The sequence below is a fragment of the Yersinia intermedia genome (assembly GCF_900635455.1).
In the GTDB taxonomy this organism is placed as follows: domain Bacteria; phylum Pseudomonadota; class Gammaproteobacteria; order Enterobacterales; family Enterobacteriaceae; genus Yersinia; species Yersinia intermedia.
In genome coordinates, this window is record NZ_LR134116.1 from 4500947 (window position 1) to 4521622 (window position 20676).

Genomic DNA, 20676 nt, shown 5'->3' on the forward strand with positions numbered 1-20676 from the left:
GTTCTAGCCCTTAATACCGTAATGGCGCAGCATAGCATCCAACTGCGGCTCACGGCCACGGAAGCGCTTGAACAGCGTCATAGGCTCTTCAGAACCGCCACGGGACAGAATATTATCGAGGAAGGACTGCCCGGTGGCAGCATTGAAAATCCCCTCTTCTTCGAAACGCGAGAACGCATCTGCCGAGAGCACTTCTGCCCACAAATAGCTGTAGTAACCCGCCGCATAGCCACCAGCAAAGATATGGCTAAAAGCATGTGGGAAACGGCCCCATGTTGGTGACGGTACCACTGCCACCTGCTTTTTCACTTCATACAGGATCGGCAGGATCTGTGCACCAGTCAGTGGATCGAACTCATAATGCATGCGGAAATCGAACAGGCCGAACTCTAATTGACGCAGAATAAATAACGCCGCCTGATAGTTTTTGGCCGCCAGCAGTTTATCCAGCATCTCTTGCGGTAATGGCTCGTGCGTCTGGTAATGGCCGGAAATAAACGCCAGCGCCTCCGGCTCCCAGCACCAGTTCTCCATAAACTGGCTCGGCAATTCGACCGCATCCCAAGGGACACCATTGATGCCCGATACACCGGCAGTATCAATTTTGGTCAGCATATGATGCAGACCATGGCCGAACTCATGGAACAAGGTGGTGACTTCGTTATGGGTGAACAGCGCCGGTTTACCGCCGACTGGCCCATTAAAGTTACAAGTCAGATAAGCGACGGGTTTTTGCAATTGGCCATTCGCCAGACGCAGGCTACCAACACAATCATCCATCCAGGCACCGCCACGTTTGTGCTCACGGGCGTACAAGTCAAGATAGAAGCTGCCGCGCAGTTCACCGCTGGCATCAAAGAGTTCGAAGAACCGCACATCTGGATGCCAGGTATCCACATCGCGGCGCTCTTTGGCGCTAATACCGTAAATACGTTTAACGACTTCGAATAACCCTTCTACCACCCGCTGTTCCGGGAAGTAAGGTCGCAATTGCTCGTCACTGATGGAGAACAGATGCTGCTTCTGTTTCTCTGAATAATAGGTGATATCCCAGGCAGCCAACTCATTGACGCCGTAGTGTTTCTCAGCAAAAGCACGTAATTGCGCCAGCTCTTCTTCAGCCTGCGGGCGAGCGCGCTTCGCCAAATCGTTTAGGAAACCAAGCACCTGTTGCGGGCTTTCTGCCATTTTGGTCGCCAGCGATTTATCGGCATAGCTGCCAAAACCTAACAGTTGTGCCAACTCATGGCGCAATGTCAGAATTTCCGCCATGATTTCACTGTTATCCCACTTACCGGCATTTGGCCCCTGATCAGAGGCGCGGGTCGCGAAGGCGCGGTACATCTCTTCGCGCAATTTAGCGTTATCAGCATAGGTCAGAACCGGCAGGTAACTTGGCATATCCAGCGTCAGCAACCAGCCATCCTGCTCTTTGGCTTCAGCCATAGCTTTAGCCGCAGCCAGGGCACTTTCTGGCAAGCCCTGCAGTTGGTTAACCTCAGTAATTAACTTGCTCCAGCCCATAGTGGCATCGAGCACGTTATTGCTGTAAGTGGAACCCAGCTCAGATAAGCGGGCGACAATTTCGCCATAACGTTTCTGCTGATCGGGTTGTAAACCGATACCGGATAACTGGAAATCGCGCAGCGCATTCTCTACCGCTTTGCGCTGTGGGGCTGTCAATGCATCAAACCCCGGGCCTTCTTTCAGGCTGACATAGGCCTGATACAAACCTTTATGTTGACCCACCCAAGTACCGTATTCCGACAGCAATGGCAGGCTTTGTTCATATGCAGTGCGCAGTTCTGGGCTATTTTTGACCGAATTTAAATGCCCGATAGGCGACCAGATACGCGATAAGCGATCGTCAGACTCAGCCAATGGCTGGCACAGGTTATCCCAAGTGAAAGGTCCTGGCTGGGCAACTACCCGCTCCACCGCTTGACGGCATTCATCCAGCGCGGATTTCACCGCAGGCACGATATCTTCGGGGCGAATCGCAGAAAATGGCGGCAGGGAGAACGGGGTCAACAGCGGATTTGTCATAGGGCAGTCCTGATTATAGTTTTGAATGCCAACGCCAGAGCCTGTCCAGCGGAGGATAATAGATTATGCATGAATCATTAACATGAGGTCTGCTGCTGCGAAAATCAATGGCTGGCGACATCAATCCCTTTGATAGATAATGCTACCTAAGCCTCAGGAGAAGCCATAAATGTTAAGTTATCGCCATAGTTTTCACGCCGGCAACCATGCCGACGTTCTTAAACATACCGTTCAAAGTCTGATTATTGAGTCTTTGAAGGAAAAAGAAAAACCGTTCCTTTATCTGGATACCCACGCCGGAGCCGGTCGCTACCAATTAAGCGGTGAGCATGCCGAGCGCACGGGGGAGTACCTTGATGGCATCGGCTTACTGTGGCAACGTGATGATTTACCTGCTGATCTAGCGCCATACATGAGCGTTATCAATTACTTTAACCGTAGCGAAAAACTGCGTTATTACCCCGGTTCGCCGTTAATCGCTCGCCATTTATTGCGTGAAGATGACAAAATTCATCTGACTGAACTGCACCCAAGCGACTACCCGTTGCTGCGCAATGAATTTGCTAAAGATGAGCGAGCTAAAGTTCAGCGTGCCGATGGTTATCAACAGCTTAAATCACAATTACCCCCATCATCACGCCGGGGCTTTGTTCTGATTGATCCACCGTATGAAATGAAAACGGATTATCAGGATGTGGTGAAAGGTATTCAGGAAGGCTATAAACGCTTTGCAACAGGTACCTATGCATTATGGTATCCAGTGGTTTTACGTCAGCAAATCAAACGCATGCTACGGGATCTGGAAGCCACTGGCATCCGCCGTATCTTGCAAATTGAGCTGGCAGTGCGCCCGGACAGCGACCAACATGGTATGACCGCATCTGGCATGATTGTGATTAACCCGCCGTGGAAGCTGGAACAACAAATGAATACCTTGTTGCCGTGGCTGCACAACGTGCTGGTGCCATCGGGCCATGGTCATACACTGGTGAAATGGGTAGTGCCAGAATAATATACCCTTCATACTTCAAGTTGCAGATGCGTTGGCTGCCTTCCTGCAACTCGAATTATTTTGGTATAGATAGCACTGGAATAATTCTTTCCTAAATAAATTGCCTATCAGAGCCATTGACGCAACCTTTGCGACAAAACGCGGGTAAGCGTTAAACTGTTAGGCAAATTTTAAACAACGTGGGAACGATTCTGATGACCAAACATTACGACTATCTGGCAATTGGCGGTGGCAGTGGTGGGATCGCGTCGATCAACCGGGCTGCCATGTACGGCAAAAAGTGTGCGCTGATCGAAGCTAAACAGCTTGGTGGCACCTGCGTCAACGTCGGTTGCGTGCCGAAAAAAGTGATGTGGCATGCCGCGCAAATTGCAGAAGCGATTCATTTGTATGGCCCAGATTACGGCTTCGATACCACGGTGAATCATTTCGATTGGAAAAAGCTGATCGCTAACCGTACTGCTTACATCGATCGTATCCATCAGTCTTATGAACGCGGTTTAGGTAATAACAAAGTGGATGTTATTCATGGTTTCGCGCGTTTTGTTGATGCGCATACTGTGGAAGTGAACGGTGAAAAAATCACTGCTGATCACATCCTGATCGCCACCGGTGGCCGCCCAAGTCACCCGAATATCCCTGGCGCAGAATACGGGATCGACTCCGATGGCTTCTTCGAATTAGACGAGATGCCAAAGCGAGTTGCCGTAGTCGGTGCAGGTTATATCGCGGTAGAAATCGCCGGGGTGCTCAATGGGTTAGGTACAGAAACCCATCTGTTTGTCCGCAAACATGCACCATTGCGTACTTTTGATCCGCTGATTGTTGAAACTCTGCTTGAAGTGATGAACACCGAAGGGCCAAAACTGCATACCGAAGCGATACCAAAAGCGGTGATTAAAAACGCCGATGGTAGCCTAACGCTGCAACTGGAAAATGGCACTGAAGTCACCGTTGACCACCTGATTTGGGCCATTGGCCGTGAGCCATCAACTGACAACCTCAATCTGTCTGCCAGCGGTGTCAAAACCAATGACAAAGGCTATATCGACGTTGATAAGTTCCAAAATACTAACGTCAAAGGTATCTACGCCGTCGGGGACAACACCGGTGCGGTTGAACTGACTCCTGTAGCTGTAGCTGCGGGTCGCCGTTTGTCTGAACGCTTGTTCAATAACAAGCCGGATGAGCATCTGGATTACAGTAATATTCCAACCGTCGTATTCAGCCATCCGCCAATCGGTACTATTGGCCTGACTGAGCCGCAAGCACGCGAGAAGTTTGGCGACGATCAGGTGAAAGTGTACAAATCTTCCTTCACCGCCATGTACAGCGCAGTAACTCAGCACCGCCAGCCATGCCGGATGAAATTAGTCTGCGTAGGGGTGGAAGAGAAGATTGTTGGTATCCATGGTATCGGCTTCGGTATGGATGAAATCCTGCAAGGGTTTGCCGTCGCCGTGAAAATGGGCGCAACCAAGAAAGATTTCGACAACACCGTCGCTATCCACCCAACCGCCGCAGAAGAGTTTGTAACCATGCGTTAAGGTTTGGTAAAAAAGCAGAAAGGCTATGGACCGCAGGGTTGGTAGCCTTTTTTATTGTTTGAAATTCTATCCTCATGAATGTTTTTTACTTTCGCACGGGTGATCCCTTAGTAGTTTCCAGCCAAAATTCATGCCCGCAGCAGCCAGTAGGATGGCGGCCGCCCCAGCCAATTGCACGGCACTCAAGCGGTGATCGAATACCAGCCAGTCGACAATAATCGCCACAACCGGATAGATAAAAGATAACGCACCCACCAAGCTGGTCGGGATTTTCTGAATCGCGCCGTACAACAGTGCAGACATCAGCCCTGTGTGAACCACGCCGATAATGAACAGTAATCCCCATGTGCTACCTGATAGCGGTAAATCAGACCAACAAACGAAGGGTGCCAGCAAAATAGCGCCAACCAACAACTGAATCAGTACAATCAGATGTGGTGGCAAGCCTTTTAGCCGCTTGATAATCGCGGCCGTTACTGCATACATAAATGCCGCCCCCAGCGCCATAATAATGCCGAAGAGGTAATCAGAACCTGAAGTGATGGCCCCCGTTTGCCCGATAATGATAAACAGCATCCCGCCAAAAGCGACCAGCAACCAACAGAGCGCATTTGCTGTTAATTTCTCACCAAAAAACAGCACCCCCAGCCCAACCAGCATAAAGGGTTGAGTATGGTAGGTAACGGTTGCCACCGAAATGGAGGCATAAGAGTAAGCGCCAAAGAGTAGAACCCAGTTCAATACCAGCGTAATACCACCGATAACGGCAATGACGATATGTTGTCGCGTGAGCACACCGCGTTTGAGTAAACCCAGCATGGCACAAGCGATAAACATGGCGAATGCACCAAATACGCAGCGCCAGAACACAACCGTTACTGCAGGCTGCCCTGATGCGATAACCGGCCAACCTACAGTACCGGAAATAAGCATAGCTGCGATCATTTCCATTGCCCCGCGAGCTTTCATTTTCATCATTCTCTCTCCGTAATCGCTGCCAGGGTGCTTTTGTATTTGAGTGCTTGGCACTCAACAGACAATACATTAAAATGAACAAGTGATTATTATAGTGAACGACAATCAATCGTTCGTCAAGATGAACAAATGAATGATATGGTGAACAATGACTCACTTTATGCCCGATAATTCAGACCATGCAGCAACCCCGATTGGCTTGCTTTCTGCTTCTATTCGCCGGGAACGTGAGAAGTTAGGGCTGACGGTAACGGAATTAGCCAAACGCGCAGGTATCGCAAAATCAACGTTATCGCAATTGGAAGGCGGAGCGGGTAATCCCAGCCTGGAAACACTCTGGTCGTTAGCCATGGCACTGGATGTTCCGGTCAGTCGGCTTATCGCCCAGCCGCGCATGCATGTTCAGGTGATCAGGGCCAATGAAGGGATTGCCGCTGTTTCTGAACAGGCGAACTACACCGCAACTTTACTGGCTGCCTGCCCTACAGGGGTACAGCGGGATATCTATCGGATTAACGTTCAACCCGGTGAACTCCGGCGCTCCCGAGCACATATGCCCGGTACCATTGAACATGTGATTATCGGTTCAGGAAAAGCCAGGATCGGGCCGGTTGACCAAGCTGTAGAGTTAAACGCAGGCGACTACATTAGCTATTCTGCTGATGTGGAACATATTTTTGAAGCACTGGCCGTGGATACCACGGCCGTGATGATGATTGAGCACACATAAGATATTGAAATATCCGTGGTCATACAGCATCCCGACCGACATTAACCCCAGCATAACCGTTGGTCAGGTTGTGATAGGCCTCGACTCTGCTATTATCCACAGGTCACAAGCATTCGTATGTCATATTTTGTAAGGTAATCATCTGCATAAGGCATGGATTAAGGCCACTGAGGAGAATTATGCCAAACGCACCGAAAGACAAATCAGCCCCACTGGCGGCAGGGATTGAAACCGGCAAAAAAGCCATTTCCTATATGACCCGGCTGAGTAACCACATCAAAGTTTACCCAGCAGTTGCCCATATTATCCGTGCTACCGATCGTTTTAATGACCGGATGGGCAGCCAGTTTGGTGCAGCTATTACGTATTTTTCGTTTTTGTCATTGATCCCTATTTTGATGGTTTCTTTCGCCGCAGTCGGTTTTGTACTGGCGTCCAATCCTGACTTATTAGCTGAATTAATTAATAAAATTGTTAATACCATCAGTGATCCAACACTGGCCACTACACTTAAAAACACGGTAAATACCGCGATCCAGCAGCGCACCACCGTCGGCTTGACTGGCTTAGCGATTGCGCTGTATTCCGGTATCAGTTGGATGGGGAACTTACGCGAGGCGATTCGTGCTCAATCACGGGATGTGTGGGAGCGTAACCCACAGGATCAGGAGAAATTCTACTATCGCTATGCCCGTGATTTTATCTCGCTGACTGGGTTGGTTATCGCACTGATTATCACCCTGTCACTGACGTCAATTGCCGGTGCCGCACAATCTGCCATTGTTGATGCATTAGGGTTGGGGGGGATTGATTGGTTGCGGCCCGTGATGACACTGATTGCGCTGTCGATCTCTATTGCGGCTAATTATTTGTTATTTTTATGGATTTTCTGGATTCTACCGCGCCATAAGCCCAAGAAAAAAGCGTTACTGCGCGGGACCTTGGTTGCCGCCATTGGCTTTGAGATAATTAAATTTGTTATGACCATGATGCTGCCACGCCTTGCCAGTTCGCCGTCCGGAGCGGCTTTTGGTTCCGTTATTGGTTTAATGGCATTTTTCTACTTTTTTGCCCGACTAACGTTATTTTGTGCCGCCTGGATAGCGACAGCCCGCTATGTAGAGGATGAAACCTTACCGCAAGGTACAGGGAAATAAGCCCTACCTGATAAGGTTAATACCCCATTAATGATAAATAAGCATTATGGCGTTTGCCCACCTCACTGACTTATCACTACACTGGTCGCCGTTATCAAAAAAACAGAGGGCTATCCGTGTCACGTTATATAAAAAAGCCGTGGTTTTTACTGATATTACTCGCAGTTGCGCTGTTGGCCACGGTGTATAAATTGCGTTTTAGCAATGCGGATGCCCTGTGGAAAATCGTTAGCCAGCAATGTGTTCCCCATATGGTCGCAGAACATAACCCGCAGCCTTGTGTCGCGGCTGATATACCGGCTGGTTTTGTGGTGTATAAATCGAATGTTGGGCCATTGCAGTATTTGTTGATGCCGACCGCTAAAATCAGCGGCATGGAAAGCCCACAGTTGTTAACGAGCAGCAGCCCAAACTACTTCCTTGATGCCTGGCAAGCCCGTCACTTTATGGCAGATAAATACGGCGCACCGATTGATGATGCGGATATCTCACTGACCATTAATTCAAAATACGGGCGTAGTCAGGATCATTTACATATCCATATTTCTTGCCTGAAACCACAGGTAAAAGCGGCGCTGGCGGCACAAGAAGCAAACTTCCGTCAGCAGTGGCAGCCCCTGCCGGCGGGTCTGTTAGGTCATGACTATCTGGTGCGGCGCACAACAGCCGCTGAATTGCAGCATTCAGGTGCATTCCGCCTGTTAGCCGATGAGGTGGCTGGGGCGAAAGATAATATGGGCCGCTATGGTTTAGCCATGACCGCATTACCTGATGGGGCATTTTTACTACTGGCAAGCCAGGCGAGCCTGACGAAACTGCACCGTGCATCAGTGGAAGAATTGCAGGATCACGACTGTAATTTGCTATCTCCACCGCCGCCGCCGCTGGTTTCTTCACCGTAGAGTTAAAACAACCGGCAGTTAGCTACTCGCGCTCACCGTCATTCGCCAGTATCCTGTTCAAATTGAGTGGGTTACTGGCTCCCATTAGCCTGGCGATAACGCTTTTATTACTCTATTTCTTTTGCTTTATTTTTTGCAGGAAAGGGGTGCACTGATTTCCATCAGCCTCACTGGGCGAAATCAGTGCCAGCAATGCCGCAGCAGGCGTGAGTGCGACACCCAATACAGCAGCAACTGCACCACGGGCGATCAACGGCCCTGCTTTCACACCAGCATCAGGCTGTTTAAATGTTCCTTTCACATACAGCGGAGAGCGTAGGGTCAGAATACGCAACCCTTTGCTTTCTGGATCGATCGATAAGTCCAACCGCTCAGTAGCAAAATTGATATTACCGGTAATGTTGATAATGGCATTCTCGGTATCAATGACAAACAAGCGCGGTGTGGCCAATCCATTGCGCAACTGCACATCGGCCACGGCACAGTTAATTTTTACCTCATCATCACCAAACAGCTTTGCCACCAGATAGTTACCCACATTCAGCCCCAGCAACTCCATCAGGCTACGGCTGATTAACCCCTGATTCAGTAGCAAGCGCAGGTTACCATTACTGGTTGCCAGCAACGCAGCCACGGAGTTACCGGTAGCGGTAAATGATGCATCGCCATTCAACTGCCCCAGACTGTTGCGCATCGCTTTTACCTGCGGCAATAGCTCTTTCAATTGCAGGCGGCGGGCATGCAAATCAACCTTACCGGTCATCGGATCTTTGTTGCCATTCAACCGCAAAGTGGCATTAAGATTACCGCCCGCCATGCCAAAACGCAGGGGATCGAGGAGTAATTCCCCCTCATTGAGTGCCACGTGGGTGGACAGATTACTCAAGGGTAATGATTTATCCCGTTCGATACGCTTAGCCGCATACGTGACATCAGCATCCATCACTCCCCAACTTTTGGTATCAAACTTATCTGTCGGCAATACCTTGTTTGCGGGCTGCCGGTTTCGCTCACCGCGATTGGCTTTTTCCTGATTAGAGTCAGCGCCAATCAATGGCGCTAAGTCTGTAAAACGCAATTTTTCTGATGACATTTTACCCGTTAACTTCGGGCGTGGCTGGCTGGCGGTATAGGTCAGGCTGCCATTAATATCACTGTCACCAATTTTACCGTTAAAGTTTTGATAGTGATAAACCGCGCCGCCAGTTTGCTTTAGGCTGGCAATTAAACGGCCATCGGTATTGTAAGGTGGGGTCGCGGGCAGTAATACACCGATAAGGGGATAGAGGTTATCCAAACTGGTACCGGAAAACTTCAGTTGCAGATCTAATCCCGCCAGATTGCCAGGGTCAGTTAACGTACCGACTACCGCCACACGGGTAGAGCCAGAACGCACATCAGCCTGCAACGGGAATGGCACGCTCGCATCACTCATCGATAACATGCCACCTATCTTTCCGCTGCCGGAGAGTGGCTGGCCTTGATACTTACCGTCAATTTTCCAGCCGAAAACATAATCTGGCGTGTTGCTTTGCGCCTTATCAGTGACCGGTTTATCCTTTTTCTCATTACGCTTACCCGTCACCTCAGCAAACGGCAACGGCTTACCCAGTGGATCGATCACGGCGTGCAGCTCAGCTTTCAGGGTGGCGTCACTTAGGCTTATTTCACCGCGATCAAAGACAATATCGTCGATATTCACTGACCAAGCTGAAGGTGGTGCTTCCCCCTGAACGGGGCTATTGGCCAGATTGAAGGTCCAGTTATTGTTACCGTTAGCCAGACGAAGCAGCTTGGCATCCGGTTGTGTTAGCCAGATACGAGGGATCCAGACTCTCTGCGCCAATAGGGCTAACGGCGCAATACTGGCATCAATTCGTTTTAACGTGACCATTTCCCCAGCCGGAAAATCTGTAGCGGGAGGGTTATCTTTATTGTCTGTTTTATCACTGACTAAATCTGGCGGATTACCCAATACCAAATCTTCAGCATAGATATGTGGCCATGGCACCCAACCGCGCCAACCCGGCTCATCCCCTTGACGTGACCAATCCACCCCCAAGTTGCCCCGGATAGCAAAAGGCCGCTGCAACTCAGCAGAGACTTTATCATTAATGGTTGGTTTCAAACGGTTCCAGTCAAAGGTCATTACGAATATCACCGTGGCGGCCAGTAGCAGCACGATAAGACCACCAATAGCGGTCAGCACTTTCCCGGTTTTTGTCATAACAGCTCCATGTCTATATTCATAATAGATAAAGCTAAACCCGACATCAGGCGCGTATTTAATGGACATCAGTTCGCGGTAATTTTATCGAAAAATCAGCCAGGAAAATAGTTAACTGATTAATAGTGCGGATTCAGAAGACTATACTAACCATAGTTGATGATGGCTTAGAATCCATTATTTGGGTAGTTGAATCCAGTGATGCGCAGAGGCAACACGGCAGGGAAGTCTTTTTATCAGAAAAGGTTAGCCACAAAACAACATAGGCAGCGTCTGTAGTCTATCAAATGAAGTTGGTCGGGACAGATAATAACCCTGTGCGGCAGCAGCATCAGAGCGTTGTACCATAGCCCACTCCTGCGAGGTCTCAACCCCTTCAACGATGACCCCTTTACAGTAGCGCCCCATTAAGGTGACCAATGTGAAGAACAGTTGATTTCCCACTTCACTTTCTTGCAACACAATAAACAAATCTCTGGCGACTTTGATGTACTCATAGCGCCAACTGATAAATGAAGTGAAATTCGCCAACCCACTGCCAAAATCATCTAACCAGAGTCGGTCGGCTTCAGCAATACGGGCAAAAGGAGTATTAAAAGAGGTGTCGACGTGCTCGAGTAACTCAAAACGAATGTAAGGCATAGCGTCGATCAGCCGTTTGGCTTGGAGATCATCTTGCATCGCCATCAATGCCTGACCATCAATGTTGATCGAAACCAGTACCGAGTGATGGACAAATATTGCGTGCCACTGCTTAATCATATTCAACTGCTCCAGTACCACATCCAAACGAGCACGGATACTGATGGCACTGAAGTAATCCTCTGGATTTAAACGCGTATCCGGGGATGAAGGATGAAAAACAGCCGTGAGTAACTCGATCGCCAGCAGCACCCCGGATGTGCGATAGATAGGTTGAAAAGTGTACCGACGCTGACATTGCCGCCAGAAGCTCTGTCCTTTATTTCGATCAATAGCGGCAAAGGATGGCGCAAGTAAACCTGATACTTTATTGGTCATCATCAGTTTAGTCGCCATGTTGTAAGACACCAGACAGTAATGGCAGTGTACATCGCTGCCAGTCTGCTAGCATCCTGTGGAAAACGGTTTTCTTTCTGGAGATGTTATCGACTCAAGCGACCAGAACTTTATATAGCGGCATGACAGATTATCGCTCCCAAGCGGGCTGGCACGGTACATTAAAGCCATCTACAGTAGTTAACTCAATAATGTCATTAATGTTAATGGAGGTCTGTATGCCTTATGTAAATATTAAAATTACTCGCGAAGGGGCGACGGCGCAGCAGAAAAAACAGCTAATCGCCGGCGTCACCCAACTATTAGTCGACACCTTAGGTAAAAACCCCGCCACTACGGTCGTCGTGATCGATGAAGTGGATACCGATAACTGGGGTATTGGTGGCCAAAGCGTCACCGAACTGCGGAAATCGTCATAATTCTGTTCTGAACAGCGGGAAACTTGTCAGTTTCCCGACTTACATCATAAAAAATTTAAAACGTCGTTTTAATACTATTGACTCCAACTAAGCCAGCAGTGAGACTATAGCCAAAGTCATTGGCGTTATTGCACGGCTGCAAACAACGCCACAACGTCGTCAAGTTAGCAGGGGATAACCCGATATCATTCCCATCACTGACTCATCATTCAGGAATAGGCCGCTTTCCATGACCAGCAAAAATATTGCCGTAATCGGCGAATGCATGATTGAACTGTCACAAAAAGGTACCGACCTTAGCCGGGGTTTTGGCGGTGATACGCTGAATACTGCGGTGTATGTTGCCCGTCAGGTATCAAAGCAGGCTTTGAATGTACATTACGTGACCGCATTGGGAACTGATAACTTCAGTGAAGAGATGCTGGCTGCCTGGCAGCAAGAACAAATCCACACTGATCTCATTCAGCGTATGGATAATAAATTGCCAGGGCTGTACTTCATCGAAACCGACAGCACGGGTGAGCGGACCTTCTATTATTGGCGCAATGATGCCGCAGCCCGTTTCTGGCTGACCAGCCCGGCGGCCGATGAAATCTGCCAACGACTGGAAAAATTTGATTATCTGTATCTCAGTGGGATCAGTTTAGCCATTCTAGACAGCGCATCGCGCCAACGTCTGCTGCAATTACTGCGTGCCTGCCGCGCTAACGGTGGCAAAGTTATCTTTGATAACAACTACCGCCCACGCCTGTGGCAGAGCAAGCAAGAGACACAGGAAGCCTACCGCGCGATGTTAGCCTGTACTGATATCGCGTTCCTGACTCTGGATGATGAAGATATGCTGTGGGGCGAGAAACCACTGGAACAGGTGATTGATCGCACTCAGGCTTTGGGCGTGAGCGAGATTATTATCAAGCGCGGTGCAGACTCGTGTATCGTCTGGGAAAAAGACGGTTTTGAAGCCCGTCAATATGATGTTCCAGCAGTCAAACTGCCGAAAGATAAAGTGGTTGATACCACGGCTGCCGGGGATTCCTTCAGTGCGGGTTATTTGGCCGTTCGTCTAACCGGTGGCAGCGCCCACGACGCAGCGGTGCGTGGCCATTTAACGGCCAGCACAGTGATTCAATATCGTGGCGCGATTATCCCACTGGCGGCAATGCCCGCAGTTTAATCGCGTTCGAAGGAGGGGATTAGGCATTCCGTTGACTCACGCCACGGCGGCCCGCCTCCCCTGCTTCATATTGCCACTGACGACTTGCTAGTAACTCATTGCTACTCGCTAATCGCCATTAACGACAGCCCGGCACATACCACCGTTTTTTTGATTACTGTGCTGTCGCTGGTTTTGCTGGGGCGGCTTGTAGTGCTGCATCCTCTGGCACCACCGTATGAGGTGTCATAATGGCGTTATACGCCGCCTGCAGCGCTTTCACATCCACTTCCGGTTCGCCTTTCGGTTGCGTCAGAATCAGCGTGGTATCTTGCGATAACTGTTGTTTCAATTCCTGATTAAGCTCAGCCAGCGTCAAACCCGACAAAAATGCCTGGCGCAACTTCTGATATTGTTCCGGCGCGATATCGACTACGCCACTTTGCTGCGAACGCAGGCGCTGGCTCATCAAAACGTCAGTATCAGTTCGGGCATAGGTCGCAAACAACTTACTTAACTGATCGTTTTTCTGCGCCATCAACGCATCAAACTCAGCCTGGCTCAGACCATTAGCACGCAAACTAGCCAGTTCACGGGCGACAAAACTCATCCCCGGTGTCAGGTTTTCAGTCGGTGTATTCAAATGAATAGCACATTGCGCACGCTGATATTGCACCCGGCAATCAAAGCCCAGTTTCAGGTTCTTCTGATCACTTTTATCCAACACTTGCTGGATATGCCAGAACAGCGCCTCACGCGCTAAATCACTGCGCCAGTAACGGCTCAATGCGATGGACTCCTGAATAGGATGCCATGGGGTATCCCACATCAGCGATAGCGTATCTTGTGTCGCTTGCTCATTAATAAGGCTTACCGGTTCTGGCGGCAATGGCGCTAACATCGCAACCGATGCAGGCGTAGTCCGTTTCCCTTTCAGCTCAGAGAACGTTTTACCAATTTGAGCGGCTATGCTGCGGCTATCCACGTTACCGACCACGTACAACGTCATCGCATCTGGGGTGTACCATTGTTCATAAAACTGTTTTAGCTTTTCGACATCAATCGGCTTCGCCACTGGTTGGCCTGGATCATGCCCAATCAAAGAAGAACCTTTGAGCCGATAACGCCACCAAGGCTCCTGAATATTTTGCGGAAAAGTGGCAATAGGATCGGTGGCACCATTCAGTGCTGCATTAACAGTTTGTTCATTTACTGCCAGCTTGCCACTGGTATCCGATAACCAGGACAGCGCTTCCTTCATCAGGTCCGGGCGGTTATTGGGCAAACTTAGACTGTATAAAGTGAAATCATAAGATGTAATCGCCGGTGGCAACGGGCGTTCGTTATCGACCCCTTGCTGCCACAGCGACTGAAGTTGGGCGGGAGTAAAACTCGCGCTGCTCATTAATGCCAGGCGTGGTAGCAGATGGGCAAAACCAACTTGCTGTGCGCTTTCAGCTAATGAGCCAGTATTAACAACCAGACGTAACTCGATCCGATCGCTTGGGCGTTGCGGCGTAGCCAGCAACTGCCATGAGAACCCGTTTTCTAACTTCCCCTGCTGCCAGGCAGGATCGGGTTGTAGTGCTTCAGCCTGCACATTACTGCTGGCGGCAGCCAACAATAATCCACCAACTATGAGACGAATTCTGGTGCCCTGCATGTGAACCCCTACTTAATAAACTATCCAATTTTAAAACGATACAAATTGACATAAGCCAGCCGTGTTTTCACACCAACTGCCCGTGTTTAACTTGTCAGCGCCATCGATATGGCAGCCATAAAGACATGCATAAACCAATCCAGCCATCACAAACTGATCGCTTTGCCGTCATTATTGGGCGAAAAATCAACGGTCAACACCACCGTGAAACCCGGAGGTGGAAGTGTACCATTCTGTTAGACCGCATGCTTTTGCCGATGTCACTCAACAGAGTAAAAAATAGTATCTAAAGGGTATTTACCACAAGAAGATCGAGGGTGGGGCATTATTTTCGAGATAGAGTGCAGAGGTGTTACCGGTGACAGCAAGCCACCGGTAGTAATTTGGTCGTACAAATCGACCGAGTCTTGATCGTTAATGCTACGAAGAAGAAAGACCGTTTTTTATCTCACTATTCGGCGGTACTTTGTTTGATAGCACTGCCTGCAACTGGTCGTTATCCAGTTGTTTACACCACTTGGCAACCACAATAGTTGCAACGCCGTTACCCACCAGATTTGTCAGGGCACGAGCTTCGGACATAAAGCGGTCGATACCCAGAATCAGCGCCAGTCCAGCCAGTGGCAAATGCCCAACCGCAGAGATGGTCGCCGCCAACACAATAAAGCCACTGCCTGTGACACCGGCCGCACCTTTGGAGGAAAGCAACAATACCACCAGCAATGTGACCTGATGAATAATATCCATATGGGTATTGGTTGCCTGCGCAATAAACACCGCAGCCATGGTCAGGTAAATAGAGGTGCCGTCCAGGTTAAATGAGTAACCGGTCGGGATAACCAACCCCACGACGGATTTCTTACACCCTGCTTTCTCCATCTTATCGAGCATGCGCGGTAGCACGGACTCAGAAGATGACGTCCCCAATACGATCAGCAGTTCTTCTTTTATATAGCGGATAAACTTGAAGATGTTAAAGCCATTGAATCTCGCAATCGACCCAAGCACGACCACCACAAATAGAATACAGGTCGCGTAGAAGCAAATAATCAACTGACCCAGTTGCACTAAGCTGCCCACACCATACTTACCGATAGTAAAGGCCATCGCACCGAAAGCCCCGATCGGCGCCAGGCGCATAATCATGTTGATGATACCGAAGATAACGCGGGAGAAACTCTCAATAACATTAAAGATGAGCTGACCTTTTTCACCCAAACGGTGCAGGGCAAAACCGAACAGAACAGCAAACAGTAACACTTGCAAAATATTACCGCTGGCAAACGCCCCCACCACACTACCTGGGATGATATCCAGCAAGAATGGCACGATCCCTTGTTGCGAGGCTTGTTCAGCATAAAGTGCAACTGCTTTGGCATCCAAAGTTGCTGGGTCGATATTCATACCAGCACCAGGTTGCACCACGTTCACAATCACCAGCCCAATCAATAGTGCAATGGTACTGACAATCTCAAAATAGAGCAGTGCAATCGCGCCAGTACGACCAACGGCCTTCATACTCTCCATGCCCGCGATACCGGTAACCACGGTACAGAAAATCACGGGTGCGATAATCATTTTAATTAGTTTAACAAATCCATCACCCAGAGGTTTCATCTGCGCGCCGATGTCGGGGTAAAAGTGCCCTAACAATACGCCCAAGGTAATTGCCGTTAACACCTGAAAATAAAGACTTTTAAATATTGAAACTTTCATGACTATGTCCTTTTGGGTAAGTACACGGCAGCCTGTCGCTTAACTCTTTGTGATGATTGAGTGACACTTCTTTTTTATCCGTGCTTGCGCGGAAAATAACACCCTCATAACAATATGGAAATTATTAGTTGCACTGGATTGCACCCTTAACGCGAAATTAAGAACTGAAACGCTTCAAGCGGAAGTAACAACGAAAATACAGACAGATCAACCAGACAATTAACCAAAAATGATGAGTCCGCAGAAGGGGCAAAAAAAGAGGTGATTAATAGCCTGGGTGCGTAGGGAAATAGCAGTTTTTTTAACCGAGTGAATCGTCTATATCTGGCAGAAGTGGCCCCCTTTTAGGGTGGTGTATCAAGGGGGCGAGTGGCTCATGTCCAACAAACTTACTTGATTGCCCGAGTAGGGGCAGTGGCTGCACTGTTAATGGCGACTTCGTTGATGGCACTCCACTTATTGATATCCGTACCAAAAGTATCCAGCTTGATATATTTGGCTGTCACCGGTGTAAAAGTCAGCTTCTCACCGTTTTTGTCCGCCGTAGAGGTTTCCAACCCTTCCGCTAACGGCTGCCAACTCTTCCCATCACTGGAATAGGCGATGGAGAATTTCAGTTTACGCTCAGTGGGTTTGAATGGAACGATGAGGATGTTTTCAATGGATTGTTCTTTATCCAACTCCAGTTGAATCCAGCTATCTCCCGATGCCGCCCAACGCGTTTTTACATCGCCATCGGCAATATTCGCCGGAACATGGCCTTTTTCGCTGTCATAACCTGAGGCGGTAACAGCGACAATCTGCGCGGCATAACCCGATGTGCAGACCAGCGAACCTAGTATCAGTGTGGCTAAAACTTGTTTTTTCATCAACCTATCCTTTGTATCACGACACAGAGAACCCGAGAGGAAAAGCGCCGGAACAAGCAACCCTGGGAAGCCACTGCCCGGCACTTTACCAACAGCGGCCCCAGCACGGGCCGCTGTCGGGACTATTTACGGCCGTTCGGTTGCAGCTTCTCACCCACATTGAGCAAGAACAGTTCATTATCACGGGTTGAGATCCGGGCCGAACCGTCGTCCATTCGGTAAGCGCCTTCAGTAAAACCAGCACCATTCAGGAAAGGGGGTACTGCCTGTGGTTTATTGCGTAATGAAGCCTCTAGTGCCAATAAAGCGTAAGGCTCAATGGCATCTATATCTGCATATTGACGATCTGGTGACGCCATAAAGAAGCCGTCGATATAGCGGGTTTTAATGATGTTATCGCCGATTTTCTCTGCTAATAACCGATAGTCTTCCACCTGACTGCCATGGTAGAGATCTAATAAAGCAAACAAAGCGTATGGATCGCTGTTGGTAGTATCCAACTTGATCTTCACCTCTTTACCTGGTGCGGTGCCAAGATCACCTAGTCCCTGATCGTTTGCAATACCGCGAGCCACTTTCCACAACAATGGATCATTATCGATAGCATAAGCACGGGCATATGAAATCAGGAATTCGTTGCCCGCTTTGTACGGCTTGAGCACGGTACCTTTTTTGCCATAATAGCCATCACGCGGCAGTGTATAATTGGACAAATCTTGCCCATCGGCAATCATTGGGCGGAAGGTGTTGTCCTTATCGTTATAAGCATATTGCGCGAATGCTTTGAGACCATCCACGGTCCATTTCAATAAATCTTGCCCTTGATTGCCCAGGTCTTTACCCAATTGCAACTGCATCAGCGCATTTTCAGAGTAAAGCGTACTGGTGCGCCCTTTGAGCATCATATTGCCTTCCAACGCTGCTGGGCCAAACTCAGGACCAAACTGACGCTGTGCGCGGTCACCGAACTTGGAGTGGGTATCGGCGTCATCCGTTGGTTCTTCCCGTTTGAGTGCTTGGGTAAACTGATAAACACCAAGGCCAGTTTTTGCATCACGTGGTAATACATACTGCGAGGCTAAACGCTTAGCCCACACTAATGCTCCTGGCTCTTGCTGATGTTTATAAAGCAGGGAAGCGGAATAGATCAGATCATTGCCCGCATTGAGGAAGCTAAGACCTTTGGTGGCAAAGAATGGCGGTTGCTGCTCGAATTTACTTTCCCACAAGGCCCCCATTGGCTTGCCATATTCGCCATGGCGGCTGGTTTCGAGGATACGCCAGTCATAGACATGGGCATTCCAGAAACCACGAATAAAGCGGGCAGTTGCATCACTATCAACACTGAACATCAAATCATAGTAGGGATAGGCATTTTTCAGTTCATGCACCCTCTCTTTTTCACTCGGTCCTTCTGGTTGCAGCGTTTTCAGGTCAACAAAGCGATGACCGCCCCAATAGAGTAAACCGCTCGGATCTTGATAATTCTGGAAATGATAGCGAACGATATCTTCAGCTCGCTTTTGATAACGGGCATCATTGGTAAGCTGGCTCAAGCCGCTCATGACACGCATCAGATTTTGTTGTGCTGAGAAGTTTGATAACACAGCCCGACGGCCATCGGGGAAGATCCATTCCATCTGCTGGCCAGTACGGGGGTCAACACCATCCGCCAACAACGGGCTGGGCTTATCGCCGTGGTAAGTATCTGAAGCCTTGCTTAACACGTTATCGACATACTGTTTCACAACAGTGAGACGATCAGTATCCGCAGCCTGTCCGGCGGGTATATACAGCGTTGCCAGTGCTGCCATACTCAAGAATAACGCTCTTTTTTTCATTACTTGCTACCTGTCAAAAATCGTTATGTGAGGTGTGACCCCTGAGGTCAGAATCTGATTATGTCAATGATAGATCAGAAGCTGTATTTCACCCCAACGCGATAACGGGTTTGACGTTCGTTGGTATATTTGCTGCCAGCAACGTTACCCACTGCCATATAAGGAGACCAGTTCTTATCCCACTTGTAAGTCAATTTAAAATCGTGGCTCCAGTCGTAGTTCTCCTTATTTGCCAGTACAACGCCAGCTTTATTGGCTTGTTTGTAGTCCAGCTCATAGTCTAATTGGTAGTCTTTAAAGAATTTATAGCTGACTACGCTCGTCAGATTATAGCCATTTTCAGACGTATCTTTTGGCGTATTAATATTGGCGCTGGTGCGTTTGTAATAAGGACGATAACGGAAGGAAACAGAGAGATCGTCAACGATATTAGCCTTACCACGCAGGTAAGGACGATAACTATTGGCTGTCGAGCTTGAGTCTAATGAGAAACCTGGTTCAATAGAGAATGTATTATCAATTTTGTATACATAGCTGGCAACGACTTCAGTACCATTGCTGACTGTTTCATTAAATGCTTTATCTTTGTCCTGAGCCCCTTTCCATTTGCCTTCCAATGACAAACCAAAACCATTTGCGAAGCGGTGTGACATTAATAAACGATCTTTGTGGGTGTTACCACTTTGGTCTTGCATTTCATGGCGATAGTCAATAGTTACTGCCATTGCGCTCGTGCTGATAAGTGATGCCATTGCCAGAGATAATAATTTAAATTTCATTCCAATTTCCCTTATTTTAATAAAGATAAGTATTATTATGATAAATACAAAAGCAACTTATGGAACGTCATTTTATTTATTTTGATATTAAGTTCCGGGATCCATGACTAATAGTTTGAAATTAATAAAACAAATATCCATTTATGTGACACGGTTCAAAGTAAATAGTTTTAACTAATGTCTATCGCCTGTAATTATTCTGCTGTAACGTAGGCGCAGCAAGGGATTGTCGCTATTTTAAAGAGGATAATGTGAGGGATAAATAGTCTTGACGTGGCAGGCAATAATATTGTAGGCACAAGCGAATATAAGGAAAATACATCCCAGTCCAATATTTTCATATGGGTATTATTGATAGTTTTAATCACTTTTACACTGCAGATGATACTTGCTATTTTCTTGTAGGCAAAGGATTGGTAGATATACACGCCAAACCAAGGTGTGACGGATATTTCTTATTAAAAATTAAGGTAATTTAATATAAGAAAAGATAATATCTTGATATTCCCTGCATAGATGAAAATTCTGATATTTAGCCATATTGTAGTGATTACACCAGCATAATCTGTAGACCAAAAGGGGCAACCAGCGAATGAACAATA

The 20676-nt window shown here is 48.3% G+C and carries 16 protein-coding genes; 7 read left to right on the forward strand and 9 right to left on the reverse strand.

Annotation, left to right across the window (positions count from 1 at the left end):
* Positions 1 to 3: 3 nt before the first annotated feature.
* Positions 4 to 2046: an oligopeptidase A gene (prlC, locus tag EL015_RS20630; protein ID WP_005187095.1), complete on the reverse strand. Its 2043-nt coding sequence runs from the start codon at positions 2044 to 2046 to the stop codon at positions 4 to 6.
* A 169-nt stretch (positions 2047 to 2215) separates the two neighbouring features.
* Here prlC and EL015_RS20635 point away from each other — a divergent pair, with 169 nt between their 5' ends.
* Both EL015_RS20635 and gorA read left to right on the forward strand, forming a co-directional pair.
* Positions 2216 to 3058 (forward strand): 23S rRNA (adenine(2030)-N(6))-methyltransferase RlmJ, encoded by an 843-nt coding sequence (locus EL015_RS20635; RefSeq protein WP_005187093.1) that lies wholly within the window; start codon positions 2216 to 2218, stop codon positions 3056 to 3058.
* A 194-nt stretch (positions 3059 to 3252) separates the two neighbouring features.
* Positions 3253 to 4605 carry a glutathione-disulfide reductase gene (gene gorA, locus EL015_RS20640; protein ID WP_005187091.1) on the forward strand — a complete coding sequence of 451 codons (1353 nt, stop codon included), beginning with the start codon at positions 3253 to 3255 and terminating at the stop codon, positions 4603 to 4605.
* 72 nt (positions 4606 to 4677) lie between these two features.
* On the opposite strand, the gene EL015_RS20645 is transcribed toward gorA, so the two are convergent.
* Positions 4678 to 5580 carry a DMT family transporter gene (locus tag EL015_RS20645; RefSeq protein WP_032906796.1) on the reverse strand — a complete coding sequence of 301 codons (903 nt, stop codon included), beginning with the start codon at positions 5578 to 5580 and terminating at the stop codon, positions 4678 to 4680.
* A gap of 160 nt (positions 5581 to 5740) precedes the next feature.
* On the opposite strand from EL015_RS20645, the gene EL015_RS20650 reads away from it, so the two are divergent.
* The 3 genes from EL015_RS20650 (at position 5741) to EL015_RS20660 (ending at position 8369) form a co-directional block, all read left to right on the forward strand.
* Positions 5741 to 6310, forward strand: a complete 570-nt coding sequence (locus tag EL015_RS20650; protein ID WP_032906795.1) for a helix-turn-helix domain-containing protein — start codon at positions 5741 to 5743, stop codon at positions 6308 to 6310.
* Between the two features lie 179 nt (positions 6311 to 6489).
* A complete protein-coding gene (gene yhjD, locus EL015_RS20655; protein ID WP_005187084.1) occupies positions 6490 to 7467 on the forward strand; it encodes an inner membrane protein YhjD in 978 nt (325 codons plus the stop codon).
* A gap of 116 nt (positions 7468 to 7583) precedes the next feature.
* Complete coding sequence (locus EL015_RS20660; protein WP_032906783.1) at positions 7584 to 8369, forward strand: CDP-diacylglycerol diphosphatase; 786 nt, start codon at positions 7584 to 7586, stop codon at positions 8367 to 8369.
* A gap of 112 nt (positions 8370 to 8481) precedes the next feature.
* Here the strand turns inward: EL015_RS20660 and EL015_RS20665 are convergent, their stop codons facing one another.
* Together EL015_RS20665 and pdeH are read right to left on the reverse strand one after the other, a co-directional pair.
* Positions 8482 to 10596, reverse strand: a complete 2115-nt coding sequence (locus EL015_RS20665) for an AsmA family protein (protein ID WP_005187078.1) — start codon at positions 10594 to 10596, stop codon at positions 8482 to 8484.
* Between the two features lie 246 nt (positions 10597 to 10842).
* Positions 10843 to 11634, reverse strand: a complete 792-nt coding sequence (gene pdeH / locus EL015_RS20670) for a cyclic-guanylate-specific phosphodiesterase (protein WP_005187075.1) — start codon at positions 11632 to 11634, stop codon at positions 10843 to 10845.
* Positions 11635 to 11852: 218 nt separating this feature from the next.
* Between pdeH and EL015_RS20675 the strand changes: the two genes are divergently transcribed.
* Positions 11853 to 12053, forward strand: a complete 201-nt coding sequence (locus EL015_RS20675) for a 2-hydroxymuconate tautomerase family protein (RefSeq protein ID WP_005187072.1) — start codon at positions 11853 to 11855, stop codon at positions 12051 to 12053.
* Positions 12054 to 12282: 229 nt separating this feature from the next.
* Positions 12283 to 13227 (forward strand): 2-dehydro-3-deoxygluconokinase, encoded by a 945-nt coding sequence (gene kdgK / locus EL015_RS20680; protein ID WP_005187070.1) that lies wholly within the window; start codon positions 12283 to 12285, stop codon positions 13225 to 13227.
* 154 nt (positions 13228 to 13381) lie between these two features.
* Here kdgK and EL015_RS20685 read toward each other — a convergent pair whose 3' ends face one another.
* The 5 genes from EL015_RS20685 to EL015_RS20705 all read right to left on the reverse strand — a co-directional run bounded on the left by EL015_RS20685 (position 13382) and on the right by EL015_RS20705 (position 20074).
* Positions 13382 to 14869, reverse strand: coding sequence for a M16 family metallopeptidase (locus EL015_RS20685; protein ID WP_032906782.1), 1488 nt, complete (start codon positions 14867 to 14869; stop codon positions 13382 to 13384).
* Positions 14870 to 15289: 420 nt separating this feature from the next.
* Positions 15290 to 16585 carry a dicarboxylate/amino acid:cation symporter gene (locus tag EL015_RS20690; RefSeq protein ID WP_005187066.1) on the reverse strand — a complete coding sequence of 432 codons (1296 nt, stop codon included), beginning with the start codon at positions 16583 to 16585 and terminating at the stop codon, positions 15290 to 15292.
* 389 nt (positions 16586 to 16974) lie between these two features.
* Positions 16975 to 17454 (reverse strand): discoidin domain-containing protein, encoded by a 480-nt coding sequence (locus tag EL015_RS20695; protein WP_005187065.1) that lies wholly within the window; start codon positions 17452 to 17454, stop codon positions 16975 to 16977.
* 122 nt (positions 17455 to 17576) lie between these two features.
* Complete coding sequence (locus tag EL015_RS20700; RefSeq protein ID WP_032906781.1) at positions 17577 to 19295, reverse strand: pectate lyase; 1719 nt, start codon at positions 19293 to 19295, stop codon at positions 17577 to 17579.
* A 74-nt stretch (positions 19296 to 19369) separates the two neighbouring features.
* Positions 19370 to 20074, reverse strand: coding sequence for an oligogalacturonate-specific porin KdgM family protein (locus tag EL015_RS20705; RefSeq protein WP_005187063.1), 705 nt, complete (start codon positions 20072 to 20074; stop codon positions 19370 to 19372).
* Positions 20075 to 20676 lie beyond the last annotated feature (602 nt).

Bases quoted from the DNA above. Each gene is read 5' to 3' on its own strand.
- kdgK (WP_005187070.1), top strand. From the start codon at position 12,283: ATGACCAGCAAAAATATTGCCGTAATCGGCGAATGCATGATTGAACTG.
- prlC (WP_005187095.1), bottom strand. From the start codon at position 2,046: ATGACAAATCCGCTGTTGACCCCGTTCTCCCTGCCGCCATTTTCTGCG.
- EL015_RS20705 (WP_005187063.1), bottom strand. From the start codon at position 20,074: ATGAAATTTAAATTATTATCTCTGGCAATGGCATCACTTATCAGCACG.
- EL015_RS20685 (WP_032906782.1), bottom strand. From the start codon at position 14,869: ATGCAGGGCACCAGAATTCGTCTCATAGTTGGTGGATTATTGTTGGCT.
- EL015_RS20690 (WP_005187066.1), bottom strand. From the start codon at position 16,585: ATGAAAGTTTCAATATTTAAAAGTCTTTATTTTCAGGTGTTAACGGCA.
- EL015_RS20635 (WP_005187093.1), top strand. From the start codon at position 2,216: ATGTTAAGTTATCGCCATAGTTTTCACGCCGGCAACCATGCCGACGTT.
- EL015_RS20665 (WP_005187078.1), bottom strand. From the start codon at position 10,596: ATGACAAAAACCGGGAAAGTGCTGACCGCTATTGGTGGTCTTATCGTG.
- EL015_RS20675 (WP_005187072.1), top strand. From the start codon at position 11,853: ATGCCTTATGTAAATATTAAAATTACTCGCGAAGGGGCGACGGCGCAG.
- EL015_RS20700 (WP_032906781.1), bottom strand. From the start codon at position 19,295: ATGAAAAAAAGAGCGTTATTCTTGAGTATGGCAGCACTGGCAACGCTG.
- EL015_RS20650 (WP_032906795.1), top strand. From the start codon at position 5,741: ATGCCCGATAATTCAGACCATGCAGCAACCCCGATTGGCTTGCTTTCT.
- gorA (WP_005187091.1), top strand. From the start codon at position 3,253: ATGACCAAACATTACGACTATCTGGCAATTGGCGGTGGCAGTGGTGGG.
- EL015_RS20695 (WP_005187065.1), bottom strand. From the start codon at position 17,454: ATGAAAAAACAAGTTTTAGCCACACTGATACTAGGTTCGCTGGTCTGC.
- EL015_RS20645 (WP_032906796.1), bottom strand. From the start codon at position 5,580: ATGAAAATGAAAGCTCGCGGGGCAATGGAAATGATCGCAGCTATGCTT.
- yhjD (WP_005187084.1), top strand. From the start codon at position 6,490: ATGCCAAACGCACCGAAAGACAAATCAGCCCCACTGGCGGCAGGGATT.
- pdeH (WP_005187075.1), bottom strand. From the start codon at position 11,634: ATGGCGACTAAACTGATGATGACCAATAAAGTATCAGGTTTACTTGCG.